This is a genomic window from Shewanella metallivivens, from assembly GCF_028750675.1.
GTDB classification, from domain to species: domain Bacteria; phylum Pseudomonadota; class Gammaproteobacteria; order Enterobacterales; family Shewanellaceae; genus Shewanella; species Shewanella metallivivens.
Genome location: NZ_JAQQPZ010000015.1, coordinates 312,394 through 339,231, shown reverse-complemented (window position 1 = coordinate 339,231; position 26,838 = coordinate 312,394). Strand labels below are relative to the sequence as shown.

The 26,838-nt window shown below is 43.8% G+C and carries 22 protein-coding genes; 12 read left to right on the top strand and 10 right to left on the bottom strand.

Annotated elements, in window-relative coordinates; all coding sequences use genetic code 11:
* Positions 1-118: 118 nt before the first annotated feature.
* The 6 genes from yjjX to PQR79_RS19585 all read left to right on the top strand — a co-directional run bounded on the left by yjjX (position 119) and on the right by PQR79_RS19585 (position 5,477).
* Positions 119-688 (top strand): inosine/xanthosine triphosphatase, encoded by a 570-nt coding sequence (gene yjjX / locus PQR79_RS19610; RefSeq protein WP_238107666.1) that lies wholly within the window; start codon positions 119-121, stop codon positions 686-688.
* The gene (locus PQR79_RS19605; RefSeq protein ID WP_238107667.1) at positions 681-1,223 is read left to right on the top strand and encodes a GNAT family N-acetyltransferase; all 543 of its coding nucleotides are present in this window, start codon (positions 681-683) and stop codon (positions 1,221-1,223) included. The genes yjjX and PQR79_RS19605 overlap by 8 nt, the downstream gene beginning before the upstream one ends.
* A gap of 126 nt (positions 1,224-1,349) precedes the next feature.
* Positions 1,350-2,390 carry an NADP(H)-dependent aldo-keto reductase gene (locus PQR79_RS19600; protein ID WP_238107668.1) on the top strand — a complete coding sequence of 347 codons (1,041 nt, stop codon included), beginning with the start codon at positions 1,350-1,352 and terminating at the stop codon, positions 2,388-2,390.
* A 121-nt stretch (positions 2,391-2,511) separates the two neighbouring features.
* Positions 2,512-3,771, top strand: a complete 1,260-nt coding sequence (locus PQR79_RS19595; protein ID WP_238107669.1) for an aminotransferase class V-fold PLP-dependent enzyme — start codon at positions 2,512-2,514, stop codon at positions 3,769-3,771.
* 46 nt (positions 3,772-3,817) lie between these two features.
* Positions 3,818-4,270: a cysteine desulfurase sulfur acceptor subunit CsdE gene (csdE, locus tag PQR79_RS19590; protein ID WP_372942621.1), complete on the top strand. Its 453-nt coding sequence runs from the start codon at positions 3,818-3,820 to the stop codon at positions 4,268-4,270.
* A 25-nt stretch (positions 4,271-4,295) separates the two neighbouring features.
* Positions 4,296-5,477 carry a membrane dipeptidase gene (locus PQR79_RS19585; RefSeq protein WP_238107671.1) on the top strand — a complete coding sequence of 394 codons (1,182 nt, stop codon included), beginning with the start codon at positions 4,296-4,298 and terminating at the stop codon, positions 5,475-5,477.
* Between the two features lie 73 nt (positions 5,478-5,550).
* Here PQR79_RS19585 and PQR79_RS19580 read toward each other — a convergent pair whose 3' ends face one another.
* Both PQR79_RS19580 and cobA read right to left on the bottom strand, forming a co-directional pair.
* Positions 5,551-7,275, bottom strand: coding sequence for an SLC13 family permease (locus PQR79_RS19580; RefSeq protein WP_238107672.1), 1,725 nt, complete (start codon positions 7,273-7,275; stop codon positions 5,551-5,553).
* A 193-nt stretch (positions 7,276-7,468) separates the two neighbouring features.
* On the bottom strand, positions 7,469-8,284 hold the full coding sequence (cobA, locus tag PQR79_RS19575; protein WP_238107673.1) for a uroporphyrinogen-III C-methyltransferase: 816 nt from the start codon (positions 8,282-8,284) through the stop codon (positions 7,469-7,471).
* A gap of 232 nt (positions 8,285-8,516) precedes the next feature.
* Here cobA and PQR79_RS19570 point away from each other — a divergent pair, with 232 nt between their 5' ends.
* The gene (locus PQR79_RS19570) at positions 8,517-9,407 is read left to right on the top strand and encodes a phospholipase A (RefSeq protein ID WP_238107674.1); all 891 of its coding nucleotides are present in this window, start codon (positions 8,517-8,519) and stop codon (positions 9,405-9,407) included.
* 68 nt (positions 9,408-9,475) lie between these two features.
* Here PQR79_RS19570 and PQR79_RS19565 read toward each other — a convergent pair whose 3' ends face one another.
* The 4 genes from PQR79_RS19565 to PQR79_RS19550 all read right to left on the bottom strand — a co-directional run bounded on the left by PQR79_RS19565 (position 9,476) and on the right by PQR79_RS19550 (position 16,353).
* Positions 9,476-11,200 (bottom strand): hypothetical protein, encoded by a 1,725-nt coding sequence (locus PQR79_RS19565; protein WP_238107675.1) that lies wholly within the window; start codon positions 11,198-11,200, stop codon positions 9,476-9,478.
* 809 nt (positions 11,201-12,009) lie between these two features.
* Positions 12,010-12,801: a phosphoadenylyl-sulfate reductase gene (locus tag PQR79_RS19560; RefSeq protein ID WP_238107676.1), complete on the bottom strand. Its 792-nt coding sequence runs from the start codon at positions 12,799-12,801 to the stop codon at positions 12,010-12,012.
* Entirely contained in the window at positions 12,794-14,485 is a 1,692-nt protein-coding gene (gene cysI, locus PQR79_RS19555) for an assimilatory sulfite reductase (NADPH) hemoprotein subunit (protein WP_238107677.1), read from the bottom strand. Before cysI ends, PQR79_RS19560 begins: the two co-directional genes overlap by 8 nt.
* A gap of 77 nt (positions 14,486-14,562) precedes the next feature.
* Positions 14,563-16,353 (bottom strand): assimilatory sulfite reductase (NADPH) flavoprotein subunit, encoded by a 1,791-nt coding sequence (locus PQR79_RS19550; protein ID WP_238107678.1) that lies wholly within the window; start codon positions 16,351-16,353, stop codon positions 14,563-14,565.
* A 463-nt stretch (positions 16,354-16,816) separates the two neighbouring features.
* Between PQR79_RS19550 and PQR79_RS19545 the strand changes: the two genes are divergently transcribed.
* The 4 genes from PQR79_RS19545 to PQR79_RS19530 all read left to right on the top strand — a co-directional run bounded on the left by PQR79_RS19545 (position 16,817) and on the right by PQR79_RS19530 (position 21,937).
* Positions 16,817-18,346, top strand: coding sequence for a Re/Si-specific NAD(P)(+) transhydrogenase subunit alpha (locus PQR79_RS19545; RefSeq protein ID WP_238107679.1), 1,530 nt, complete (start codon positions 16,817-16,819; stop codon positions 18,344-18,346).
* A gap of 11 nt (positions 18,347-18,357) precedes the next feature.
* Positions 18,358-19,842: a Re/Si-specific NAD(P)(+) transhydrogenase subunit beta gene (gene pntB, locus PQR79_RS19540; protein WP_238107680.1), complete on the top strand. Its 1,485-nt coding sequence runs from the start codon at positions 18,358-18,360 to the stop codon at positions 19,840-19,842.
* A 103-nt stretch (positions 19,843-19,945) separates the two neighbouring features.
* Complete coding sequence (locus tag PQR79_RS19535; RefSeq protein WP_238107681.1) at positions 19,946-20,968, top strand: sensor domain-containing diguanylate cyclase; 1,023 nt, start codon at positions 19,946-19,948, stop codon at positions 20,966-20,968.
* Positions 20,969-21,238: 270 nt separating this feature from the next.
* Positions 21,239-21,937 (top strand): DUF3581 domain-containing protein, encoded by a 699-nt coding sequence (locus tag PQR79_RS19530; RefSeq protein ID WP_238107682.1) that lies wholly within the window; start codon positions 21,239-21,241, stop codon positions 21,935-21,937.
* Positions 21,938-22,206: 269 nt separating this feature from the next.
* Here PQR79_RS19530 and PQR79_RS19525 read toward each other — a convergent pair whose 3' ends face one another.
* From PQR79_RS19525 to hldE, 3 genes are all read right to left on the bottom strand, one after another.
* On the bottom strand, positions 22,207-22,680 hold the full coding sequence (locus PQR79_RS19525; protein ID WP_238107711.1) for a TetR/AcrR family transcriptional regulator: 474 nt from the start codon (positions 22,678-22,680) through the stop codon (positions 22,207-22,209).
* Positions 22,681-22,928: 248 nt separating this feature from the next.
* The gene (locus PQR79_RS19520) at positions 22,929-23,894 is read right to left on the bottom strand and encodes a hypothetical protein (RefSeq protein WP_274408627.1); all 966 of its coding nucleotides are present in this window, start codon (positions 23,892-23,894) and stop codon (positions 22,929-22,931) included.
* 3 nt (positions 23,895-23,897) lie between these two features.
* Positions 23,898-25,328 (bottom strand): bifunctional D-glycero-beta-D-manno-heptose-7-phosphate kinase/D-glycero-beta-D-manno-heptose 1-phosphate adenylyltransferase HldE, encoded by a 1,431-nt coding sequence (hldE, locus tag PQR79_RS19515; protein WP_238107684.1) that lies wholly within the window; start codon positions 25,326-25,328, stop codon positions 23,898-23,900.
* Between the two features lie 105 nt (positions 25,329-25,433).
* Here hldE and PQR79_RS19510 point away from each other — a divergent pair, with 105 nt between their 5' ends.
* Complete coding sequence (locus PQR79_RS19510) at positions 25,434-26,360, top strand: LpxL/LpxP family Kdo(2)-lipid IV(A) lauroyl/palmitoleoyl acyltransferase (RefSeq protein WP_238107685.1); 927 nt, start codon at positions 25,434-25,436, stop codon at positions 26,358-26,360.
* A gap of 48 nt (positions 26,361-26,408) precedes the next feature.
* Here PQR79_RS19510 and PQR79_RS19505 read toward each other — a convergent pair whose 3' ends face one another.
* Positions 26,409-26,795, bottom strand: a complete 387-nt coding sequence (locus PQR79_RS19505; protein WP_238107686.1) for a hypothetical protein — start codon at positions 26,793-26,795, stop codon at positions 26,409-26,411.
* Positions 26,796-26,838: the final 43 nt, after the last annotated feature.

Here is a 26,838-nt window from a genome sequence, read left to right as displayed (position 1 = left end):
CTTTATAACTATTCAATGATCATATTCATTGAGATAAAAATGTAAAAAATCATCTAAAACAACACAAAGTGGTTAATATCACCACCATAACCACTCAATAAAATAGCAACGGCGGCTTATGACAACCACCACAACACAACACAATCATCCTCACCAGATTAATATCATTGTCGGTTCTACCAATCCGGTAAAAATAAATGCCGCCAAAAATGCCATTGCCCAGTATTTCCCAAGCAGCACTATACACTGTCAGGGTATGCATGCTCCCTCGCAAGTGGCAGAGCAACCCATGACAGAAGCAGAAACAAAATTAGGTGCCATAAACCGTGCCAAATACTGCCAACAACAGGCTGAACCTGCCGACTTTTATGTGGCAATGGAAGGCGGCGTAGACCAATTTGAACATGGCCCAGCCACATTTGCTTATATGGCCATTATCAGTCATGACACCCTATCTGTAGGTCGCAGCGCCAACCTACCCTTACCGGAAAAGGTCTATGCAGCATTAGCCGCTGGCGAAGAACTGGGCCATGTAATGGACCGCATGTTTAGCACTCAAAATATAAAACAAAAAGGCGGCGCGATAGGCCTTCTCACACAAGGTTTAGCCACCCGCGAAAGCATTTATACCCAGGCGCTGCTACTGGCCATGACCCCCTTTATTAACGCGGAATTATTTAATGACTGATCACTCTAGTACAACACGTTATACCGTCGATGCCATAATCCGCCCACTCACACCACAAGATGATGCCGCAATAGCCGCGGTTATCCGTGACGTGTCGGCAGAATACGGCTTAACCCCAGACAAAGGCTTTAGCGTTGCAGACAAAACCCTCGACTGTTTAAGTGAGGTTTATCAAGCACAAGGCGCACAATATTGGGTGATTGAATACCAAGGTAAAGTGGTTGGCGGCGCAGGCGTTGCTGCACTTGCAGGGAATGTCGGCGTATGTGAGCTACAAAAAATGTATTTTAGCCGCGCGATTCGCGGCCAGGGCATGGCCAAAAAACTCACCCGTCAATGTATTGAGTTTGCTAAACAGCATGGTTATCAATCCATGTATTTAGAAACCACAGCCGTATTAGTTGAAGCTTTAGCACTCTATGAAAAGCTCGGCTTTAACCACTGCCAGCATTTAGGGCAAACGGGCCACGATGCCTGCGAAATCGCCATGATAATGAGCCTAATAACAAACATAACCATGCCCCGCAAGATGTAATACCATTGCGCAATGGTGTAATTAGCACACTTTTTAATCAGTCTTATTGCAACAACTTGATAGCGCTTTGCAAGGATGCAAAAGCTTGGTAGCCTCAGATTAAGCACATTCCATAGGAGGAAGATAATGGAATATCAACGTATTGGACATTCAAGCCTTGAGGTCAGTAAAATTTGCCTCGGGACCATGACTTGGGGCGAACAAAATACCCAAGCACAAGCTTTCGCTCAACTTGACTATGCCATTGGCCAAGGCGTTAACTTTATTGATACTGCCGAAATGTATCCCGTGCCACCGAAAGCTGATACTCAAGGTGAAACCGAGCGCATTTTAGGTCGCTACCTCAAAGCCCAAGGTAATCGTGACGAGCTGGTTATTGCCAGTAAAATTGCTGCTCCTGGGGGTAAAGGCGACTATATTCGCGACAACATGGCGCTAGACTGGCGTAATGTACATCAAGCTGTAGATGACTCATTAAGTCGCTTACAAATCGACACCATCGATTTATACCAAGTGCATTGGCCTGACCGAAATACCAATTTTTTTGGTCAGATGATGTATGAGCACGATGAAGACGAACATTACACGCCTATTTTAGACACCCTTGAAGCGCTCGCTGAAGTCATCAAACAAGGTAAAGTGCGTTATATTGGTATTTCTAACGAAACCCCATGGGGCTTTATGAAATACCTTAAGTTGGCAGAAAAACACGACTTACCGCGTATTGTGAGTGTGCAAAATCCCTATAACTTGCTCAATCGCAGTTACGAGATTGCCATGTCTGAAATTAGCCATCGTGAAAATGTACCATTACTGGCTTATTCGCCATTGGCTTTTGGTACATTAACGGGTAAATACGAGAACGATCAATGGCCAGAAGGTGCACGCCTCACGGTATACAAACGTTTTGCACGGTATAACAGCACGCCAGTGGCACTAGAGGCAACCCAAGCGTATATCGATTTGGCGCGTGAATTTAACCTGTCACCAACCGAGATGGCGTTAGCGTTTGTTAATAGCCGTAAATTTGTTGCCGCTAACATTATCGGCGCAACTGACTTACATCAGCTAAAGCAAAACATCGACAGTCATAAAGTGACATTGTCAGCTGAATTAATAACAAGAGTTAACGAACTGTCAGCCCTGTATCGTTTTCCTTGCCCTTAATAGCCAGCAAAGAGTCGCCAATACAGGCTCACAAACAGCAATAGCCACAAAACCTTGCATTAGGCATCAAGATCACTGAAGATCTTGATGCCTTTTATTTTTAGCGAAGAAACCCGTATTTATGAAGCCTAACCCGTCATTACCGTCTGCTGATTTTTATGATCATCAACCCATTCGCGATCAATTCCCTACGCTTAAGCAGACCATTGGCGATCATCCGTTATGCTATCTCGATACCGCTGCAACCAGCCAAAAACCGCAGGCAGTGATTGATGCGATGACTGAGTATTATCAACTCAACAATGCCAATGTGCACCGCGCAGCACATCAATTATCAACCCGTGCAACTCAGCAATATGAAGCCGTTCGTCAACAAGTCGCGCATTTTATTCATGCCAAGCACCAGCAAGAGATTATTTTTACCCACGGCACCACAGAATCGATCAATATGGTGGCATACGGCTTAACAGCACAAGTGCAACCAAACGATTTAATATTAATCGACACCGCAGCACATCATGCCAATATCGTGCCCTGGCAAGAGCTCGCTAAACGTACTGGGGCCATCATTAAACCCATACCACTTACCGCTGACGCCCAACTTGATATCAATGCCTATGAGCAGCTACTGCAAGCCAAACCAACGCTAGTTGCCTTATGCCATGTGTCGAATGCGCTGGGCACAGTCAACCCCATTATCGACTTAATCGCCATGGCAAAAAATGCAGGAGCATTAACCTTAGTCGATGGTGCCCAAGCGGTTGCCCACCTAGAAATTGACGTCCAACAGATGGATTGCGATTTTTATGTGTTTTCAGGTCATAAAATGTATGGCCCAACAGGTGTCGGTATTTTGTACGGCCGTTTTGAACAATTAAACACATTAACGCCCATGCTGACCGGTGGCGAAATGATCAAAACCGTTAGCTTTGATCGTACTGAATATGGTGAACTGCCAAACAGGCTTGAAGCGGGCACTCCCGCCATTGCTGAGGTTATCGGTTTAGGCGCCGCAATCACATTTTTACAAGGCTTACCGCGTGAGCAAATTAAGGCGCATGAGCAACTATTAATGCGGTATTTACAACAACAACTGCTCAACCTTGGTGATATTACCTTGTACGGCGTTAGCAACGATAATAGCCAATCCAATATCGGCTCGGTTGCATTTAATGTAGCCAATGAACACCATCAAGACGTAGGCATTTTATTAGATCAACAGGCAGTTGCGATTCGATGCGGACATCATTGTGCTATGCCATTGATGAGCCAACTTAAATTAAGCGGATGTTGCCGCGCCTCTATTGGCATCTATACTAATAAGCACGATATTGATCAATTTATTCATGCGTTAAATACGGTAAAAGAGTTACTGTTATAACTTGGCAATAGGCACGCTTTATGAGACAACACAGTTAATGACACAAATAAGTACAAAAAATATGCCAGATAGTCAGTTATTTACCTTGTTACCTGCTGAACTCATTGCAGCTGTAAATCAAATAGAACAAGCGAATAACTGGCAAGATAAGTATCGACAAATCATGCTACTGGGCAAGCAACTGCCCAAACTGCCTGACCACTTAAAGCAAGAAGATGCGCAGGTTAAAGGCTGTGAAAGCCAGGCCTGGTTATACCATCATCAACAAAATGGCCAACATTTTTACCTCGCCGACAGCGATGCACGAATCGTCAAAGGACTGATTGCTATTTTATTGGTGGCTAACCAAGGTAAAACCACTGAGCAAATTACTCAGTTTGATGTGCATCACTGCTTCGACACATTAGGATTAAGTGGCCAACTCAGTCCGTCCCGTACCAATGGACTTGCCGCATTGGCCAGCGCAATCAAACATTATGCCCGAGGCAACATCACTTAATGCCCAGCAAATTTAAGGAATAATAATGACCCTAAAAGTCTGCAACCCAACACGCCGCCACATTATAAAAGGCCTTGGAGCAGCCACATTATTAAGCCCATTTTGTACGCTTCCTGCCTGGGCTGCCAAATCTCGCCGCCTTTATGTTGACGGACTGTCATTTCTGCCTAACGACATCAATGATGTTAAAGCCTCCAAACTCGATGCGTTTATCGCCGATATTTCCGCCATTGAAACTATCGAGCAAAGCGATGGCACTAAAAATTATAAACGCACCTATAAAGCGTGCTTTAACAGCATTCAACAAGCAGCCAAAACCGTTACCGATAATCCAGAGGTTTATTTACAAGGCCTTACGGGGGCTGATATCGATAACGCTCGGGCACAACAACGCACGGCGGTATATTTTCAAATTCAGGGTGCTGATTGTGTCGAAGCCGACGGTATTGTCACAAAGGGTAAGCCTTCACTCTGGCCACAACTCGACTCTCTGCATCAGCACGGATTGCGGGTGTTACAACTCACCCATCACTACGGCAATCGTTTCGCAGGTGGTGCACTAGACAACAATGGCAACCAGGGTGTCAATAAGCCTCTTACTGATGCTGGTCGTGAGCTCATCGCAGCGCTTAATCAAAAAAATATTCTTATCGATGTGAGTCACTCAAGCGAACAAACCGCGCTTGATACCGCTAAGGCAAGTCAATCTCCAATCGTGCTGAGTCATGGCGCAGCCAGACACTTTGTCAACCATGCGCGCTGCTCATCAGATAACATAATCAGAGCAGTAGCCGACACAGGTGGCGTTTTTGGGGTATTTATGATGAGTTTTTGGCTCACCAACAATGCCCCCCCCACCATTGAAGATTACATAAAACAGATAGAATACGTGGCCAGAGTCGGTGGCGTTGACTGCGCCGCAGTGGCCAACGACTTCCCTCTGCGCGGCCAAGAAAATCTATTAGCACTCAATAACAATAACAGCGAAGGGGTTAAAGAGTACCTTGACTGGTGGCACAGCCTGCAAAGTAAAAACGTATTAGGGTTTGACGTAGTGCCTAAGCATGTAGTTATCCCAGAGCTTAACCACATAGACCGCATGAGCCGCATTGATGACGCCCTCAAAAAAGCGCGCTTTAAATCATCTGACCGCGATCGTTTCATGGGCGGAAACTGGCAAAGAGTACTCAAGAAAGTATTAGTCTAAATAATCCAGTTACAGATAGTCAAAAAAGGTTGAATAGAGATATTCAACCTTTTTTATTATTGATATGACAAACCTAAAACGGGAAAAAATACGGTACAGCCATTAACACTATAGCGGAATACAAAATTGATAAAGGTAAACCTAAACGCACAAAGTCGCTTAATTTATAGTTACCTGCGTTATATACCATTAGGTTAGTTTGATAGCCGTATGGAGAAATAAAACTCGCACTTGCACCGAACACCACAGCCATAATAAACGGGCGAGGATCCACACCAAAACTTATAGCTATTGCATAGGCGACTGGGAATGCTAACGCCGCTGCAGCATTGTTGGTTATCAGTTCTGTGACAATCAACGTGATAAAATACACACCAACAAAGGCGGCAAACACACCATAACCGTTAAACACACTGAGTAAGCCCTGTGCCATTTGGTCAGCCAAACCCGTTGTCACCATCAGATTTGCTAAGCCCAACGCACTACCGACAATAACCACCAACTCGAGCGGAAAACGCCGTTTAAGTTCAGTTAAGGAAACAGCGCCTATTGCCACATAACTAAGTAGCAATAACACTAACCCTTTGGCTAAAGGGAGTACTTCAAAGATGCTCGCTAAGATGGTTAAGGCAAAACCGGCTAACGCCCAATTACCACGTTTTTCATCTAGCCTGACACTGAGGTCTAAACCACTAATGGCCGCAAAATCGGTAGATAAATTGGGGCACGTTGAAAAATGATCACCTGGGGTTAATAGCAACACATCACCTGGCTGTAATACAATATCACCTAGGCCACCTTTTAACGGCATATGCCCACGACGAATCGCCATGACCGCAGCGTCAAATACTTCACGAAACTGAGAATCTTTTAAGGTGGTGCCAACTAAACTTGATGATGGTGCTAACACCGCTTCCACCAAATTTTGGCCTTTGGCGTGTTGTTTACCAAACCATTCCAAGCCATCAAATTGATATAACAATTCAACCGACTCAACTGCACCACTGAAACGTAATACATCATCGGCTTGCAACACCATTTGAGGTGGCACAGGACAAATACGAATGCCACTGCGCTCTAACTCAACTAAATAGAGTTTTTTAAGTGCACGTAAACGATTATCGATAACACTATTACCGACTAAGGTGGAGGTTTTGGCTACGTGAGCTTCAAGTAAATAAGGCAAGGCCTCATCTTCAGACTCTTCACGTCTATCAGGTAAAAAGTTAGCTAAAATAGTCAACAACACTAGTCCACCAATCACTAATAGTGCACCGACTTGTGTAAACTCGAAAAAACCCAACGGTTCTAAGCCAGCGTTTTCAACAAATGAGTTAACAATTAAGTTAGTTGAAGTACCTATTAAGGTTAATGTGCCGCCAAGAATAGCAGCGTAATTGAGCGGTAATAATAACTTAGCCGGAGCATGAGTCGGATTGCGACGAACAACACTAATCATTGAGGCTACAACAGCAGTGTTGTTCGTAAATGAAGACAGTAAAGCTGTAGATAAACCTAATTTGATCAAAGTCGGCAATAAAGTGCTTCGGCCAATAACATGGCTTAATTTACCTAACAATGACGTTTTTTCTAATGCTGTGGCTGCAAGTACTAGCAACACTAATGTTATTAAGCCGTTATTTGTAAAACTGCTTAAAATAACGCTTAAATCTGCTAGCCCAAATAAATAGCACCCCAGTGATGCAAAAAAAAATAACGCTGCAGGAGAACTTAAACCGGCAATTAACCCAATAACTAACCCAAACAATATAATCGACAGCAACCAAATTTCACTCATGTCTCATACCAAAGCAAGCTGATATCAAATGTAAAAATACATCATGTTTTCACGCACCTAATAATACATGTATGTCAATCAGCCAGTATGAGAAATCTCGCTATTTATTGATATAAAAAGCAATAAAACGGCCTGCTTCTATTGTTCTCCATTACCTAATATGCTGCTTACACAGCGGGGTTAAATAGTATGACTACAGCGCTTTAGCTGCATCTATATCGATTGCTTGTGTTTCTGTATTGGGTTCAAACCAGTTTAAGCTGTCTGCAAGCTCAACCACTTCACCAATAATCATTAATGCAGGCATCTGTAATGCGGGGTCGGCAGCTAACTGGGCAAGTTCGCCTAATTTCCCCATAAAGCGTTGCTGCGTTGATGTGGTGGCTTTTGACACAATAGCCACTGGAGTATCAGCACTTCTACCAGCGCCAATCAGCCCATCGCTTATAACATTGGCATTTAAAATACCCATATAAACCACTAGCGTGTTATTAGGATTGGCATAACCTTGCCAATCCATAGGGCGACTACCTAACTGGCAATGACCCGTAATAAACGTGACACCTTGGGCATAATCACGATGTGTAAGCGGAATACCCGCATAAGCAGACGTGCCACTAGCAGCGGTAATGCCTGGGACAACTTCAAAGGCGATGCCTGACGCGACTAAGGTTTGTAGCTCTTCACCGCCACGGCCAAAAATAAACGGGTCGCCACCTTTTAAGCGCACCACATTTTTGCGGGTATACGCTTTGGTCACTAACAATTGATTAATTTCATCTTGAGCAGCGCTGTGTTTGCCCGCACGTTTGCCTACGGCAATCTTTTCAGCATTCGATGGAATAAGATCTAAAATATCTTGGCTTACTAATGCGTCATATAACACTACATCTGCACTTTTAAGAATGCGAAAGGCTTTTAGAGTTAACAGTTCAACGTCACCAGGACCTGCGCCGACTAACCATACTTTGCCTTTGGCCTTTTGCCCTGGCATCGTTACTAATTCCATCACATCTACCTCAAGATAATTTACTATGCTCAAATATAACGCCTTACATATTCCATATACAATAGTAAAAAGTTAGTCTTTATAACCAAAAGATATATGCAGTAATTGAATCTCGTTACCACTCAATCACGTATTAGTAGATTAAGCCTGAAGTTAATTCGACAAAAGCGACACAATTGATAACAATGTGTTTCAAATATTTATGATCACAATTTTGCTAATGGATAATGCAATGATAAAAAAAACATATTACCTGGCGATACCACTATTGTTACTCGTCTGTATCAGTTCAAGCTTTGCTGAGGATTCATTAGTAGAAGAGCGTGTTAAAGGTGAATTAGCAACCTCAGAAAAACCCTTTGTGCTCACCCCGCATAAAGCGAACTATTTACTCCCTGTAACCTACCAAACTAGCACCAACCCATCACCGTTCGAAACGAAATATCCCGACGAGGACATTAATATTGATAAGCTCGAGGCTAAATTTCAAATTAGCTTTAAATTTCCGGTGTGGTACAACGTTTTTGGTGATAATGGTCATTTATTTTTTGCTTATACTAACCAGTCATACTGGCAAGTCTATAACCAAGATGCTTCGTCACCGTTTCGTGAAACCAACCATGAGCCCGAAGTGTTTATGTTGTTTAACAACGACTGGAAAATTGGCGGTTTTACTAACTCATTTTTAGGATTCGGTCTTGTGCATCAATCTAATGGGCAATCCACTGAGTTATCGCGTAGCTGGAACCGCATTTATGGTAGTGCTGTATTTGATAAAGGCCCATTCGCATTAGGATTAAAAGCGTGGTGGCGAATTCCTGAAGATGAAAAAGAAACCCCAACCTCTGCTAAAGGCGACGATAACCCAGACATTGACGACTATATGGGCAACTTTGAGTTGACCGGTGTGTATGGTGTTGATGAACATCGCTTTACAATGCTGTGGCGTAATAACTTTCAATCACCTAATCGCGGCGCAGTGGAGTTTACCTGGAGCTATCCGGTTATCGGTAACTTACGGATCTATACCCAATATTTTAATGGCTACGGTGAAAGCCTTATTGACTACAACCATCATAACCAACGTATTGGTATTGGTATTGCGTTAAATGACATTTTGTAATTGGAACATGTAAAAAAAGGTGACCAATATGGTCACCTTTTTATTGGCTTATTAAGACTGGTTTTGCACTATTTAACGCTGGCTTTACTGTTCACTTTAGAAGCAATGACAATACCTTTATCAGTAAAGTCCACAGACATTTTTAAACGCATATTGTAGTCTTTTAATGCCTCGAGCTCTTCAGGCATTGGCTCGCCGCTCATTTCAATCACATCCACTAGTGGCATAAACATTTTTTGATAATCCACAGCAAAATCAAAAAAACCATTGCCTGATAATGTTTGTTTAAATAAGCCATCAGCAAGCTCAGTACCTCTGTCACCGGTATAAACCACTAAATGATTCCCTTTAACCGCCATTTTAGCACTGACACCAAATTCAGGCGGCAGCATTAATAATGGCGTAATATCAACTGGGTCACCATTATCTTTCAAATCAATGTTGGCTAAAGGCGGAAAGAATGGCTTCACCATATCAATTAACATGATTGGGTTTTCTGCCGACACTGTCACTAACGCGTCTAACTTTTCAAAGCTTGGCTCGCCATTAACCTCGGTTAATTTATAATCGGCTAACGTCACGCTCATGCCTTTAACGCCATTGGCCATGCCAGTCATCATCCCTAACATTGCAGGGTTTAATTCATCTAGCTCGCCTTGCATTTGGGCTAACGCTTCACACTGGTAACTTGGGGTTTGCAGATCTTTCCATACTTCGGTTAACGCTGGAGCAAGTTTGTTTACATCCATCCCCAGGGCCATCGATAAAATATTATCGTGGTCACTGTTGTCAAACGCAGGAATAAAGCCACGCATTTTAGCCAGGGCAGACAAAATAACTTGGTTATTACTTTCTACAACCACGGCTGCATCGATGTCGCTTTCTTCACGACTAATCGAATAACTATTTAACCCCATCACGGTACGAGGCCAATTAGCCGCAATTGCCGCAAACTCGGTTTGGCAAGTCGGCATTTTAAGCTCAGCAAAAGGATCTTCACCTTGAGTTTCGGCCATTTTGCTAATTTGTTTCGCAAGCATATTGCCATCAGTTGTGGTTAAGCCTTTAACCAATTCAACGTGGTTAACAAAGCTAATGCTGTCTTGCATAAAACCATGGCTTTTAGCAATGTCTTGCAGCATTGTTGTGTCGCTTAATGGCTTTTCAACGGGCTTTTCGCCAAGCGCCATTTCAAGTAGTTCAACCTGGTTAAATGAGGTATTTAACGTCACGGTTAACCAGCCTTGCTTTTCTGCAAATACTAGGTTTATTTGTTCTTGCTCATTGGCGTCGGTTAATGAATAAGCACGGTATTGTGTTTCACCAACGCTACCTGTTGTATGTGCTAAACCACTGTCTTGCTCAGCACGGTCAAGCTCAACCCAAAATGCACTTGGGTTACTTAACTGTATTTTCATTACTGGCAGCGCACCCAGAGTATAGAAATAACTCTTAACCGAGTCAGGTAGCCCATAGGTGGCTAACAACACATCTGGGGTTGGCAATACGTTCATATACTGCTTGTACAAGCTGATAAAGAAGCGCTCTTGTTCAGATGAACTGGCATCAAGCTGAAGAATGTCATCTAGGCCGTTAGTTTGGTAATTACCCGCAATACTGTACAAATAATCTTTTAATGGAAATGGTGCCAGCTGTCCTGAAAACATCACGGTATCAGCAGGGATAAAATCTAGCATAGGATCATTTTTAACAACCGATGCGCCTTGTTGTGACAGGAAATATCCGCCTGCACCGACAGCCAATACCACAGCCGCAATTGCCATTTTGTTCATCTATAAACTCCAATTTATATTGTTGTTAACTCTTCCATGACATGAGTTAGCATTAAAATTATGTTGTACATCTAAAACTAATTATCGATTACACCGATAAACCACGGATTAATCTAGCATTAAATGAAGCATTACGCATCTGTAGTGGCGATCTAACATAGGCAGTGAGCGGATAATACCAATCCTTATTAGAATGTGATCTATTTTAGGCTGCGTCACTAGACCCAGTACAATGAAAATGACTGCAGGTGTAGTCATCTACATCAAAGTCATTTGAAACCGTAATGCGGATTGGTATAAAAAACTCATGATAAAAAAATAAAGGGCAGGCAGAAAGGATGGAAAAAGGAGGAAAATAACACCCGATAACCCATATACATCTGAGTTATCGGGTTGAGATTGCTGATTGCTTATACGCTAACAAGTCAATCAAAGTGCTCGAGGATGCGAGCGAAGCTTTTGAAGGTACGTGGGTTGCAAAAACAACCCCAAACGTCCACAAAAACCGTCTACGGGAATGTATTAATTTAGACTATTATCGACATCGCTGCTTGAAAGTTTAAATAAAAATTAACCTATTTGTGGTTAACTATCACGCCAAGTCGCCACGCCATCTTAGCTCAACTCAGGGCAACGCCTGATTAATCCTCATCTTTAACAAATAGCAATGTGCGCCAAGCGCTAATGAAATCGATAAAATTCAGACTTTTGAATGAGATGCCATTACACATAAAAATGCCACCCCAAATACATCAGGATGGCATTCATAACTGACGAGAAAAGATCACAAACTGAGGCTGTTACCTCGTTTAAATGTCAAAGTGCAACCCACACTCGCGTTTTAAGCCATTAAAACGGGTTTCTTCTTCAGTCATCCCTAACTCAAGCGGCTTGCTAGAGTGGGTATCACCGACTGACACATAACCTTGCTCCCATAACGGATGGTAGGGTAAGTCATGCTCAGTTAAATACATGTGCACATCTTTATTGCTCCACTCAATGATGGGCAGCAACTTAAAGCGTTTACCACTGATCGCCAATATAGGCAAAGCCTCACGCGTGCTCGACTGGCTACGACGCAACCCCGCAAACCAGGTGCCGACATTCAATTCAGCTAATGCACGCTGCATAGGTTCAACTTTGTTGATGCGGTTATATTTTTCTAAACCATCAATCCCCTGCTCCCACAGCTTACCAAAACGGGCTTCTTGCCACGCCTGAGTTTGCTCAGCCTGGTAGACTTTAAGGTTGAGGTTTAAGCGCTCGGTTAACTGGTCAATAAACTGGTAAGTTTCAGGAAACAAATAGCCGGTGTCGGTTAAAATCACCGGAATATCGCTTTGCGCTTGAGTCACCATGTGTAACATCACCGCGCCTTGGATCCCAAAACTTGACGATAACGCATGTGCACCAGGCAAATAGGCCAAGCCCCAAGCCACTCGCTGCTGCGCCGTTAACCCCGCTAAAAACTGGTTAATGTTTTCCAGTGCTGCGGTTTGCTCAGCTTTAGGCGCTGATAACAACGCCTGTAATTGAGCGGGTGTCACACTATGATTGACGGCCACATCAGTTGATGCAGTCGTTACCACTTCATTAGGCATGAAAATCCTTAGCGGCGTCATTAACCGCCTTCACAACGCCAATGCGTACTGTGAAGTTACCAAAGGTTTCGCCAGCATCACGCTCTGCAGCGTAGCGGCCAAACAAAGCATCCAATTCCGCTAAAATTTCAGCTTCTTGAATGTTTTCTTTGTGCATTTTATTTAAACGCGTGCCTTCAAAGCTGGCGCCTAAATACAAGTTATAACGCCCAGGTGCTTTACCCACTAAGCCAATTTCAGCAGCAAATGGACGAGCACAGCCGTTTGGACACCCCGTCATACGCACCACAATAGATTGCTCGCTAATGCCGTGTTTTGCCTGTAGCGCATCAATATGATCGATAAACTCAGGGAAATAACGCTCAGCTTCAGCCATGGCTAATGGGCACGTTGGTAACGCCACACAGGCAATAGAATGGCCGCGAGTACCACTTAATACTTGCCCCAATAAACCATGTTTACGGGCTAACCCTTCAATTTCAGCTTTATCTTCTGCTGCGACACCCGCAATAATCATATTTTGATTAGAGGTCATGCGGAAATCGCCTTTATGAATTTTGGCAATTTCACGTAAACCCGTTTGCAAGGTTTGACCAGGCATATCTTTAATGCGGCCACTTTCAATAAATAAGGTTAAATGCCACTTATTATCGATACCTTCAACCCAACCATAACGATCACCGCGATCGCCAATGATCACGTCACGTTTAGGCTCAAATTTAACCCCGGCACGTTTCTCTACCTCTGCTTTAAATGCATCATAGCCGTGGTCAACAATGGTGTACTTTAAACGCGCACGCTTACGCACAACACGGTTACCCCAATCACGTTGAACGGTCATGACGGCTTCAGCAAACTTGGTGACATCTTCAGTTTTGATAAAACCAAAGTCATCCGCTAAACGTGGAAAGGTTTCAACTTCACCGTGGGTTGACCCCATGCCGCCGCCAGCCACTAAGTTAAAGCCAACTAATTCGCCTTCTTCTGCAACGGCAATAAAGCCAAGATCATTAGTGTAAACGTCTACATCGTTATCAGGCGGCACCGCAACAGCCATTTTAAACTTACGTGGCAAATAGGTTTTGCCGTAAACCGGCTCTACCGTTTCAGTGCCTAATAGCTTTTCTTCATCTAACCAAATTTCAGCATAGGCACGGGTGTGCGGTAACAGGTGGTCAGATAAATGCTTAGCAACCGTGTAGGCTTGTGCATGCAGCTTTGACTCAACTGGGTTTGGGTTACACATCACATTACGGTTTACGTCACCACAGGCGGCAATAGAGTCTAGTGCAGCGCGATCAAGCCCCTGGATCAAGGTTTTTAGATTACGCTTAGGAATGCCGTGGTACTGAAACGTTTGACGCGTCGTTAAACGAATGCTGTTTGACGTGGTGAGCGTAGATGAAATTTTATCGACTTCTAACCACTGCTGTGGTGTACAAATACCACCAGGCACACGAGCACGTAACATAAAGCTATGTAATGGTTCTAGCTTTTGCTCTTTACGCTCGTTACGTAAATCACGGTCATCTTGCTGGTAAAATCCGTGGAATTTAATTAACTGCTGATCGCCATCACTAAACGATCCCGTCACCTGGGTATCTAACCCTTCCTGGATGCCGCCGCGCAAATAATCACTGTCTATTTTTAAATATTCGTTTACTGCTAACTTTTGCTCACTCATGGCCTGCGCCTCTCTCAATTCTGTTCAATTCATTAGTGCGATTGGGTTGCGATAGTAAACTCACAACCGGGTCGAATTTAGTACACGTCTTTTTGATAGCGTTTTTCGCTACGTAGTGTTTCAAAGTATGCTTCGGCGTCATCAGCGCTTAAGCCACCTTGTTCAACCGCAATATTCACTAATGCTTGGTGTACATCTTTTGCCATGCGTTCTGCATCACCACAGATGTAAACATGGGCGCCATTTTGTAACCACTGCCACAAGGCTTCGGCTTGTTCAGCAATGCGATGTTGCACATACACTTTATGAGCTTGATCGCGTGAGAATGCGACATCTAGGCGCGATAAATCGCCGTTTTTAAGATACTGCTGCCATTCAACTTGGTATAAGAAATCTTGCTCAAAGTGTGGGTTACCAAAGAATAACCAGCTGTTACCCGACACACCGTCAGCAACACGTTGCTGCATAAAGGCGCGAAATGGTGCCACACCCGTACCAGGCCCAACCATAATCACTGGGGTTTGTGGATTTTCTGGTAAACGGAAATGGTTGTTAGGCTCAACATATACATTAACCTGTTGGCCTTCTTCTGCTGAGGCTAAAAAGTGCGATGCGCCGCCAAAACGAGCATGACCTTGACGCTCATCTTCAACCAATGCCACGGTTAAATGCACTTCAGATTCAACCTCTGCTTGGCTAGAGGCAATAGAATACAAGCGTGGTGTTAATGGGCGCAGCATGTCGACAAGCTGTGTTGCACTGACTTTGGCAGGGTAAGCTGCAATTAAGTCAGCTAGCTGATTTGCTAAAATAAATTGTCTGGTTTGCTCTTTGTCTTCACAAATGGCAGCCAGTTCAGCACTGCCACTCAATTCTGCCCAAGATTTAACAAGGCCAGGGTATAACTGAGTTAATTCTTTTTTGTCTGTTAATACCGCTTTTAATGAATAAGACTCTTTTGATACTGTCACCGTTTCATCAGCGTCTAAATCAAGGCCGCTGATCACTTCATCCACTAAGGCTTCGTTGTTACTAAACCACACACCTAATGCATCACCCACTTTGTAGGTTAGCCCTGACTCGCCTAAATCAATCTCAACATGGCGTACGTCACGGTCAGAATCACGGCCGGTAATTTTTTGGCTCACAAGCACTTCTGCGCTGTATGGGTTTTGCTTGGTGTATTGGCTCTGACCTGCGATTGCAGTCGTGCCGATAGCTGTGACTCTAGCACCTGAGGTTTGAATATGAGGCTTAGCCGCTTCTATTACGCTGTCTTGCCATTGTGCAGCGGCATCTTCGTAGTCAACATCACACTCAACTAAAGGTAATAACGCTTTAGCACCTAATGCACTTAAACGCGCATCAAAATCTTTACCGGTTTGGCAGAAAAACTCGTAGCTTGAGTCACCTAACGCCAATACCGAATAGTGTAAGTTTTCTAATTTAGGCGCACGCTTTGAGGCCAAAAACTTATGTAACTCAATCGCATCGTCGGGCGCTTCACCTTCGCCATGAGTACTCACAACAAGTAATAGCAGCGTTTCTTGCTTTAATTGACGTACATTGTACTCGCCCATTGACGTAAGGTTAACCGTATAACCTTGTGCCTGTGCTTTGGCAGCAAGTGCCTGCGCAACACCACGGCCGTTGCCTGTTTGGCTGCCATATAAAATGGTCACTGTTTGTGCCGCAGACGTTTCTGCAACTGTCGCCCCTGTTGTTTGGCTCTGGCTTGCACTTGCGGCCAAATAACCACTAACCCATGCAAGTTGCACAGACGATAATTCTGATGTGAATTGTTTTAGCTTGTCGACTTGCCCTTGAGACAATGGCGACGCTAACGCTGAAAGTTCTTTTAACAACATAAGACGGCCTTATAACAGTGTAATGTCAGTTAGCTTACTACTAGGTTTGAAAACCAAAAAAGAATAAAAGATAATTTTTTATACCATTTAGGAATATGCAAAGGCGTTTTTTTACGCTACAAAAGTGTGGCGGAGTTAAAAGTTTTTAAATTACCTCGATTTAAAACGAGGAATTCGCCCTTAGGCACTTGTACCGAACACACCTCATGTCGCAAGCTAGGAGGTCCAATTAACTAATGAAAAACTATCATGTTGATTGTTCTCTGAGTAAAACGACATGCGGTTATAATATCGTTATGCCATCGCAACGCCATTGATTAAATAGTTTATCCAACTTCAATGGCCATATGCTGCACTTTTTCTACCCGCTAAGTGCCCATGTGGAACAAGTAATACTCAAACGGAATAGTCTATTGATGGGGCAAGCAATAGACCGTCTTTTATTAACCATCAGGAAACAGTCATGCAGATTGGAATACCGAGAGAAAGTATCGAAGGTGAAACTCGAGTCGCGGCGACTCCTGCCACTGTGGTACAGCTAAAAAAGCTCGGCTTTAGTGTGGCAATCGAAGCACAGGCAGGTGTTAAGTCAAGCTTTGATAATGCTGCATTTGAGGCCGCTGGGGCAGATGTAGTCGACAACGTGTATCAGGCTGACTTTATTTTTAAAGTCAATGCACCGACCGATGAAGAAATTGCAAAAATGAAATCGGGCACCACATTAGTCAGTTTTATCTGGCCAGCGCAAAACCCTGAGCTCGTTGAAAAACTGTCAAGCCAAAACATTACTGTGATGGCAATGGACATGGTGCCACGTATTTCTCGTGCGCAATCACTTGATGCATTATCGTCAATGGCTAACATTGGTGGTTACCGTGCAGTTGTTGAGGCCGCACATGAATTTGGGCGCTTTTTTACAGGACAAATTACCGCAGCGGGTAAAGTCCCTCCAGCCAAAGTCTTAGTTATTGGAGCAGGTGTAGCAGGTCTTGCTGCTATCGGCACGGCAGGTTCTCTAGGCGCTATCGTTCGTGCATTTGACACCCGCTTAGAAGTGGCAGAGCAAATTGAGTCAATGGGCGGCAGTTTCTTAAAGCTTGAGTTTGAAAACAAAGAAGGCGGATCATCTGACGGCTACGCCAAAGTCATGAGCGATGAGTTTATTGCTGCTGAAATGGCGTTATTTGCCGAGCAAGCCAAAGAAGTCGACATTATCATTACGACTGCGTTAATTCCGGGTCGCCCTGCACCAAAGCTTATCACCAAAGACATGGTCGACACCATGAAACCGGGGTCAGTGATTGTCGATTTAGCCGCAGCAACCGGTGGTAACTGTGAATACACCGTCAGTGGTGAGCGCTTTATTACCGACAACGGCGTTAAAGTATTGGGTTACACCGACCTTCCAGGTCGTTTACCTGCACAATCATCGCAACTTTATGGCACTAACCTTGTTAACTTAATGAAGTTAATGTGTAAAGCCAAAGACGGCAATGCAGTACTCGACTTTGATGATGTGGTGATGCGCAATATGACCGTGACTCGTGGCGGCGAGATTACCTTCCCACCACCAGCCATTTCAGTATCAGCAGCGCCAACCAAACCTGCTGCCAGCGCTGAACCTAAAGCCGAAAAAGTAGAAAAAGCACCGTCAAAGCTTAAATACATCTTAGGTGCACTCGGCATTGCTGGCTTCGCCGCGGTGGCATCTGTCGCGCCTGCGGAGTTTTTATCACATTTTACCGTGTTTATTTTGTCGTGCGTTGTAGGCTACTACGTGGTGTGGAACGTATCGCATGCGTTACATACGCCACTGATGTCGGTCACTAACGCGATTTCAGGCATTATTGTAGTAGGTGCGTTATTGCAGATAGGTCAAGGTTCTGCCCTTGTCACTGCTCTTGCGTTTGTCGCGGTGCTTATCGCCAGTATTAACATCTTTGGCGGCTTTACCGTCACTCAGCGTATGCTGAAGATGTTCCGTAAAGATTAAGGGGTAATATCGTGTCTCAAGGACTGGTTACAGCATCTTATATCGTTGCCGCGGTATTTTTTATTCTCAGCTTAGCTGGGTTATCAAAACAAGAAACGGCTAAAAATGGTAATTTATTTGGCATTATTGGTATGGCAATTGCTCTTGCAGCCACCATACTCAATCCTGCTACAAGCGGCGTAGAATGGATCATTCTCGCCATGGTGATTGGTGGTGCAATAGGTATCCGCTTAGCATTGAAAGTTGAAATGACTGAAATGCCAGAGCTCGTCGCCATTTTGCACAGTTTTGTAGGTTTAGCTGCAGTATTAGTAGGCTTTAATAGCTTTATTGATATTCAACCTCATGAAGTATCAGAGGTTGTCTTGGTATTAGGTCAAGACTTACATACAACTTTAGAGTCTGCTAAAGCTGCCTTTGTTGAAGCGAGCCAAGTACAGCAAGCTGAACACTTAACTGGCGCAATGCTCAACATTCACCTAGTTGAAGTGTTCTTAGGCGTGTTTATTGGTGCAGTGACCTTTACCGGTTCTATTGTTGCCTTTGCTAAGTTACGCGGGCTTATTTCATCAAAAGCACTAATGTTACCGCACCGCCATAAGCTTAACTTGCTAGCGGTAGTCGTTTCATTCATTTTGATGGTAATGTTTGTACAAGCTGGCGGCGCAGTCACTCCGTTAATTTTAATGACCTTAATTGCCTTTGCATTTGGCTGGCATTTAGTGGCTTCAATTGGCGGTGCAGACATGCCTGTAGTGGTATCGATGCTGAACTCGTATTCAGGTTGGGCAGCTGCAGCAGCGGGCTTCATGCTATCAAATGACTTACTGATTGTGGTGGGCGCACTAGTGGGCTCATCGGGTGCGATTCTGTCTTACATTATGTGTAAAGCAATGAACCGCTCGTTTATTTCAGTGATTGCCGGTGGCTTCGGTAACGACAGTGCTGCCGCATCAGGTGATGATACGGTTGGCGAATACCGTGAAACCAGTGCTGAAGATGTCGCTGAAATGCTAAAAGCATCAGACTCAGTCATCATCACACCGGGCTACGGAATGGCGGTTGCGCAAGCGCAATATCCTGTAGCAGAAATCACTAAAAAGCTACGTGCATTAGGCATTAAGGTACGCTTTGGTATTCACCCTGTTGCAGGGCGCTTACCCGGCCACATGAACGTACTGCTTGCAGAAGCTAAAGTGCCTTACGATATCGTGCTCGAAATGGACGAAATCAATGAAGACTTTAGCGACACTGATACCGTTTTAGTGATTGGCGCCAACGATACGGTTAACCCTGCTGCGATGGAAGATCCAAATAGTCCCATCGCCGGTATGCCAGTACTCGAAGTGTGGAAAGCACAAAACGTCATTGGTTTTAAACGTTCAATGAACACAGGTTATGCCGGTGTACAAAACCCATTGTTCTTTAAAGACAATACCCAAATGCTGTTTGGCGATGCTAAAGACAGTGTAGAAGCGATTCTAAAAGCACTTTAGCGTTTAGTCAGCACCTAACAATACCAGCTTAATAGCTGGTATTTTTTTATTTAATAATTAGCTAAACTACTTGGTACCGGATTAAAAGGATTATCGCTTAGCAATGGCAGTGCAGGACAACATAACTCAGCTTCAGCTTGAAATTGAGCAATACAAGCTCAAAATTAAGCAACTAGAGCGCGAGAATAGCCACCTCACCCTAGTGAACAAACGGGTTAATGAGCAACTCAATGCAGCTCTAGATGGCACAGGCCTATGTTTATGGGAGCAACATATCCCAAGCGGTAATTTGACTATTTTTAATCAACAATGGGGCCAGCTTCTCGGGTTTACCCGTCAAGAACTGCCCGCACATATCGACAGCTGGAAAGGTAACTTACACCCCGATGATAAAGACTGGGTCATCGAAGCATTCGAGAGTCACGTTGCCGGCAAAGCTGAAACCTACCAAGCCGTGCACCGTATGATCCACAAAGATGGTACTGTCGCTTGGGTGTCTGACCGTGGCCGGATTATTGAACATGACATCAATGGCCAGCCCCTGCGGATCATGGGGGCCCATGTTGATATAACTAAAGAAAAACGCTACGAAGAAGAGTTAGCTAAACTGGCTCACCGGGATCCGCTCACTAACCTGCTTAATCGCACCGCGTTAGTCAAAGCATTCAAAAAGCAAAAACAACAAAACCGTCAATATAATTGTGGCGCGTTATGTTTCATTGATCTGGATGGCTTTAAAATCGTTAATGACCATTTAGGCCATCGCTATGGCGATAACTTGCTAATTCATATTGCACATCAGCTATTACACACTTGCCAACAGTTATTTAACCCAGGCGACGCTAAAGCTAACCAGGAAAGCTTTCATGTGGCGCGTTTTGGCGGAGATGAGTTTGTCATTTTAACCCAATGCAATGACGTTGAGTTACTCACAGAAATGGCTAATATCTTTTTAGATTTATACCGCTCGCCGCTGGAACTCGATGGTGAAACCATCAACATAGGCTTAAGTATTGGCATTAGTTTATTCGATGAACTCGATGAGTTTACTCATGTTTGCGAGCAGGCTGACAAAGCCATGTACAGCGTAAAAAAACACGGTAAACATAACGTCATGTTCTGGTAGCAGTAAATCTTTTTATCAAAAAAATATTTAAAGCAAAGTGCAATACCCCGCCCACGATATTTAAATCAAGATTTTGTGAAATCGAACACGACAAACACTCAATAGGCCCTAGTCATCGGGTGAGTTTATTTGACTTTTTGCAGTAAACTCTCGCTCAATCAAACATTTTATTAAAAATATTAATGCACCAATTTATGTTTTTTACTGCATAATCAGATACAAACCGCTGTGGTGCATTAGCAGACAACTGACCAATAAGAATAATTCTTTATGTTTTTATCACCTTACTTTACAAAACAAGATCAAAGTGTGTTTATTTCAGCTCAACAAGCCAGTGACTTTGCCAAAAAGGTCGCCGAGGACTTCAACCCCATTCACGATGTGGGCGCAAAGCGTTTTTGTGTGCCGGGAGATTTGTTATTTGCTTTAGTGCTGACTGAATATGGTTTAAGCCAAAATATGCAATTTAAGTTTGCAGGTATGGTCGGTGACAATATTGAACTGCATCTGGATAAAAACGTCACTGATCAGTTTAGTATTTGCGACACCAAAGGCAAAGAATATCTCCACATTGAACGCCAAGGTGAAGTGTGTAAATGCGACGTGCAAACCGCGGCATTTATAAAAAGTTACGTGGCGTTTTCAGGCTTAAACTTTATCCATGTGTTAATGCCAATGATGAAACAACATCAAGTGATGATTAACCCAGAGCGCCCATTGGTTATTTACGAAAGCATGTCGTTCCATCTTGACCATTTTAACTTCAGCACCATAAGTTTACATTTGGCTGAGCAATCATTAGCGATTAATGGCAAGCGCGGCGATGTCACCTTAACCTTTGAGCTTCACAGTGAAGGAAAAGTGATTGGCAGCGGGGTAAAAACACTGGTACTAAGTGGCCTACGTGAATACGACGACGAAAAAGCTCAGCAAATGTGTGAACGCTATGAGAGTCGTAAAAAGAGCTAGCGCCTTGCCTTAACACGTGTCAATTCTTGCTGAATAGAACACATTATGGCTGATTAGGTATAGCGTAAAACGCGAGCAACACCGATAGATGCTGCTCGCGTGATATACCATAAAGTTATTGCTTGTTGTGTAAGCTAACGATTCCCGTCAACCACTCAACTCAATATTGGTATGTCGATACTTTATTGATCATACGCCAATTTAAATACCGATGCGTTACTTACAGGGTAAAACAAATTTTTAGCCAAACTGACACTTCATTCGATCGTTTATTGCGTAGCTTGCCCATCGTTAAACAGTGCTAAAGCACTGTGTCCAATGAGCTGCTCAATGCATTGGCCTCCCACCTCTGCAAATTGCCCTACGGCAGTGTCTCTAACAATATTTAACGATTTGAGCGTTTTAATATTGTCATCATTACTGCTACATAAACTTAAAAACAGTTTTAACACAGCTTTGCGCTCTGGGTGTTGCATCAGTGCGAACCAAGATTGCTTTAATTGTGCGATTGAGGAGAAATCTAATCCCTCAATAAAAAACTGCCCTATGCGTTCATCTAAACGCACTAAAAACTCCGTTTTACGCGGAAAGTGATGGCTAATACCCGTTCGGCTTATCCCAGTTGCTGCAGATAAGGTGGTATAAGACATAGCCTCAAAACCAATCGTGAGGATTTGTTTAAAGGCTTCATCTAAAATTTGGTTAACGGTTAACTCAGTTTCAACTCGTGAACGCTTGGCCATAAACATGGGTCTCTCTAATTATTTTGGTGCAAGAGCTTACCAGACCACACTAGAAAATTCTGCTAAGAATCAGCAAATTTACAACATATTTAACCGTACAATATCCAGAAAGTCAGTACAAATCAGAATATTATCGCGATAACGATTGATTTACCTGTTTAAAATCAAAGGTTATAGAACCTGCCAACAAACCAGTGTCATACGGTAAAAAAATATGTCAATAGACGAGATTCACATAAAGTTACAAATTATTTAACAGCCCGAAATTGCTGCTGCAACCAAAGCTGTGCATTATCTTTGCCCATTAACGCCTCAAGGGTTGGCGATAATACTTCAACTAGTTTAGGTTGACGCCAAAACATATAGCCCGGTAAGGGTTGCACTACCCCCGCGCCAAACGTGCGTTGTATTAAGCTTGAAAACTCAGCCATATCACGCTCTGACCACAACGGCATTAAAGGATAAACGGCGGCAATAAATTCCTCATAACGAACAAACTGCTGTAACTGTTCAATGTTATAGTGAGCTAATGCTATTTGTAGCTGCGGGGCGCTCCAATGAGATAAATTGGCACTGTCATTAATGAGCGCTAAGTTTCGGCGATGAAACTGCTGCCAAGCTAAATCGAGCTGCGGATAATGATGGGCAATGCGCCAAAGTAAATAGATATCGGCTAACCATTCATGTTGATACTCTGATAGCGAACTGGGCAGTAAGGTCTGTTGCAAGTCAATATTATACAAATGCCCTAGCTCATGCCATAAGGTAAGCTGCGCCTGTTGCTTTAAAGGTAATTGGTAAGTCGTGATCCCGATCGAGCCACTTTGCTCTGCAATATCTTTACTGGGGTTAAGCACTATTACCCCTGCGATGGCGTTATCACGAGCTGACAACACCATGGCACTTTTATAGCCTATGGCGTGACGTATCGCCGCGCGAGAAAATACTGTTTGCTGGCGTAAATGCATCGGCAACAATTGCAAGCAATCATTTAAGGTTGCCACATAACACACTAACGCGCGTTTGTTAGCGATATCGGTAAAATAACCTTGCTGATGATGCGAGATGGTTGAGTCTGGTATCGGCTTAAATGCGTTCACCGCAGTATGAGCCGATGCGTTCATTGATAACGGTTTATCTGAGAGGGGGGCACTGGCAACAGTAACACTGAAACCGATAAGGCTAGCGAATAACCATTGCCAGTGAAAAGTCATAATCTACTTTTTAGACATGATATTTTGAATAATCGCCGTGGTCGACACGCCATCTTCAAAACCAAGCACTTCAACTTTGCCGCCAGCAGCAATCACTTCTGCACCGCCCGCGATGTCTTCCACTTTATAATCACCGCCTTTCACTAAAGCATCAGGTAATAAACGAGCAATCACGCGTTGTGGGGTATCTTCAGAAAAAGGCACAACCCAATCAACCGCAGCCAAGCCAGCAAGCACAGCCATGCGGCGATCAACCGGATTCACTGGGCGACCAGGGCCTTTTAAGCGCGTGACTGAATCATCGCTATTCACCGCCACAATTAAGCGATCCCCTAAGGCTTTAGCCTGTTGCAAATAGCTCACATGGCCTGCATGCAAAATATCAAAGCAACCGTTAGTCATTACAATACGCTCACCACGCAAACGCGCTTGTTCCATAGCGTAAGCCAATTGGTCTTCTGTCATTACTCCAAAACCTGACTCGCCATGGTTCTGCGCTAACGCTTGTATCAGCTCAATACGACTCACGGTCGAGGTGCCGAGTTTGCCCACAACCACACCGGCGGCGGTATTCGCTATCGCACATGCTTGCGCTAAAGTGGCTCCTGCGGCAATTGATGTGGCTAATGCAGAAATCACCGTATCTCCCGCACCAGTTACGTCATACACTTCACGGGCAACGGTAGGAATATGCAATTCAGGCTGGTCTTTAGATACCAAGGTCATGCCTTTTTCAGAACGTGTCACTAAAATGGCTTTAAAGTCATGTTGCTTAATTAATGCCTGCGCTTTTTCAATCAGATCGCTTTCACTCGTCACACTGCCGACTACAGCCTCAAACTCGCTCATATTAGGGGTGATAAGTGACGCACCATGGTAGCGGGCAAAATCATGGCCTTTAGGGTCAACCAATACGGTCACGCCTTTGGCACGAGCTTTGGCAATAAAGTCTTTGGGTTCGTTAATCGCGCCTTTGGCGTAATCAGACAGCACTAACACATCAACGTGATCTAAAATCGCTTCACTTTGCTCAAACAATGCTTGGCTGCTGGCTTTGTCGAATGACTCTTCAAAATCCAAACGGATTAATTGTTGGTTACGAGACAACACCCGTAATTTTGTAATCGTTGGCTTATCAGTAACGGTTAACCATTGCGGCTCAACCCCAAACACTTTGACGCCTTGGGTTAATGCTTCAGCGGTTTCGTCTTGTCCCACAAGCCCAGCTAACTGCACTTGGCCGCCCAATGCGGCAATATTCAATGCCACGTTGGCCGCACCGCCGGGCCTATCTTCAATTTGGTTAATTTTAACAACAGGCACAGGCGCTTCGGGAGAAATGCGCCCAGTTGGACCCACCCAATAGCGATCCAACATGACATCCCCAATCACTAAAATACGCGCGTTTTCAAACGCTGGCAGAGAAACCTTCATTGTGTATTCACTGTGTTGCAAAAATTTAACCGCAATTGTACCTAATTTTCATCAGAATAATGAGTTAGAATAACAAATAATTTTTGAGAACAAGACGAGTCATCTGTGGTCGAAAAAGCCGAATTTTCTTCTGATTTATATCATCCTAAACATTGGCCTATGTGGTTTGGCGTATTATTAATGCGCACCACCTTATTATTGCCCTTGCGTTGGCAAATGAAAATGGGCAGTGCCATTGGCCGCTTGGTTAAAAAATTCGCAAAAGGCCGTGTGCACACCGCTCGTCGCAATATCGCGTTATGTTTCCCCGATATGAGCGAAACAGACAAGCAGCAACTCCTTGATAATACCTTTGAAGAAACCGGCAAAGCACTATTCGACACCATTAATGCTTGGTGGTGGTCTAATGAGCGTGTTCAAAAACACATGACCATAAAAGGTACAGAGCATGTCAGTAACAGTTTAGCGAGTGGCAAAGGAGTGATTTTATTTGCCGTGCATTGCTTACCACTTGAAATGGGCGCACGTATTTTTGGCCAATTTGCCCCCGGGATTGGCGTTTATCGACCCCATAACAACCCAGTAATGGAGTATTTACAGGTAAAAGGTCGCTTGCGCTCTAATAAAGGCCTAGTGCCTAAGCGTGATGTACGCCAAATGATCCGCAGCTTACGCACCCCTGATGTTATCTGGTATACCGCCGATCAAGATTTTGGCCGCTCAAGTGCAGTGTTTATTCCCTTTTTTGCCGTACCAGACGCGGCAACCATTACCGGCGCCACCTCACTGGCTAGGCTAGGTAAAGCCAATGTATTGCCTTTCTTTGTTGAACGGAACGCCGATGACACAGGTTATAATCTCGAAATCATGCCCGCACTCGACAACTTCCCTGGCGACAACGAAACCGATGACGCTATTCGCGGCAACCAAATTGTTGAGCAATTAATTAATCGTAATAGAAACCAATACATGTGGCTTCATCGACGTTTTAAAACCAGGCCAGTTAAAGGCTCTCCATCATTATACAAATAATAAAAAAGCGCCATAAAGGCGCTTTTTTATTCTATTTACAACAATCATTTAAGTTTTATTAATTATAAATTCAAACTCTTGAGAAATATGTGCCGCCTTAAAACGAGTCGGGTCTTGCATCAAATTAGTGGCAATAAAGTCAGCTGCCATACCAAAAGGTTTTTCATTCACTTGACGTTGAAACGCCATACCTTCTGCAGATCTTGCCAATAAGTATTCATAGGCCAATCGATTACATTCAACCACCCAATCAGCATTGATACTGGCCGCTTGGGTTTTAGGTAAACAACTTAAGCCAATAGAATGGTCATTAAGTGTTATGGATAATTCGACTAGGTCACCTTGGGTAGATTGAGTCTGTTGGTTGTCAGCTTCAGCGAGCATGGACACCATGCCCCCTAATGCAAATATCAGTAGCGAGCTTGTTACATTCATATTAACTCCATTTAATACGCTTATTTATACACTAAAAAGTCTA

Coding starts and splice junctions, on each gene's coding strand:
- yjjX (WP_238107666.1), top strand. CDS start 119: ATGACAACCACCACAACACAACACAATCATCCTCACCAGATTAATATC.
- PQR79_RS19535 (WP_238107681.1), top strand. CDS start 19,946: ATGGCAGTGCAGGACAACATAACTCAGCTTCAGCTTGAAATTGAGCAA.
- PQR79_RS19560 (WP_238107676.1), bottom strand. CDS start 12,801: ATGCCTAATGAAGTGGTAACGACTGCATCAACTGATGTGGCCGTCAAT.
- PQR79_RS19600 (WP_238107668.1), top strand. CDS start 1,350: ATGGAATATCAACGTATTGGACATTCAAGCCTTGAGGTCAGTAAAATT.
- hldE (WP_238107684.1), bottom strand. CDS start 25,328: ATGAAGGTTTCTCTGCCAGCGTTTGAAAACGCGCGTATTTTAGTGATT.
- PQR79_RS19505 (WP_238107686.1), bottom strand. CDS start 26,795: ATGAATGTAACAAGCTCGCTACTGATATTTGCATTAGGGGGCATGGTG.
- PQR79_RS19605 (WP_238107667.1), top strand. CDS start 681: ATGACTGATCACTCTAGTACAACACGTTATACCGTCGATGCCATAATC.
- PQR79_RS19550 (WP_238107678.1), bottom strand. CDS start 16,353: ATGTTGTTAAAAGAACTTTCAGCGTTAGCGTCGCCATTGTCTCAAGGG.
- PQR79_RS19530 (WP_238107682.1), top strand. CDS start 21,239: ATGTTTTTATCACCTTACTTTACAAAACAAGATCAAAGTGTGTTTATT.
- cysI (WP_238107677.1), bottom strand. CDS start 14,485: ATGAGTGAGCAAAAGTTAGCAGTAAACGAATATTTAAAAATAGACAGT.
- PQR79_RS19580 (WP_238107672.1), bottom strand. CDS start 7,275: ATGAGTGAAATTTGGTTGCTGTCGATTATATTGTTTGGGTTAGTTATT.
- PQR79_RS19570 (WP_238107674.1), top strand. CDS start 8,517: ATGATAAAAAAAACATATTACCTGGCGATACCACTATTGTTACTCGTC.
- PQR79_RS19595 (WP_238107669.1), top strand. CDS start 2,512: ATGAAGCCTAACCCGTCATTACCGTCTGCTGATTTTTATGATCATCAA.
- cobA (WP_238107673.1), bottom strand. CDS start 8,284: ATGGAATTAGTAACGATGCCAGGGCAAAAGGCCAAAGGCAAAGTATGG.
- PQR79_RS19585 (WP_238107671.1), top strand. CDS start 4,296: ATGACCCTAAAAGTCTGCAACCCAACACGCCGCCACATTATAAAAGGC.
- PQR79_RS19520 (WP_274408627.1), bottom strand. CDS start 23,894: ATGACTTTTCACTGGCAATGGTTATTCGCTAGCCTTATCGGTTTCAGT.
- PQR79_RS19525 (WP_238107711.1), bottom strand. CDS start 22,680: ATGGCCAAGCGTTCACGAGTTGAAACTGAGTTAACCGTTAACCAAATT.
- PQR79_RS19545 (WP_238107679.1), top strand. CDS start 16,817: ATGCAGATTGGAATACCGAGAGAAAGTATCGAAGGTGAAACTCGAGTC.
- PQR79_RS19565 (WP_238107675.1), bottom strand. CDS start 11,200: ATGAACAAAATGGCAATTGCGGCTGTGGTATTGGCTGTCGGTGCAGGC.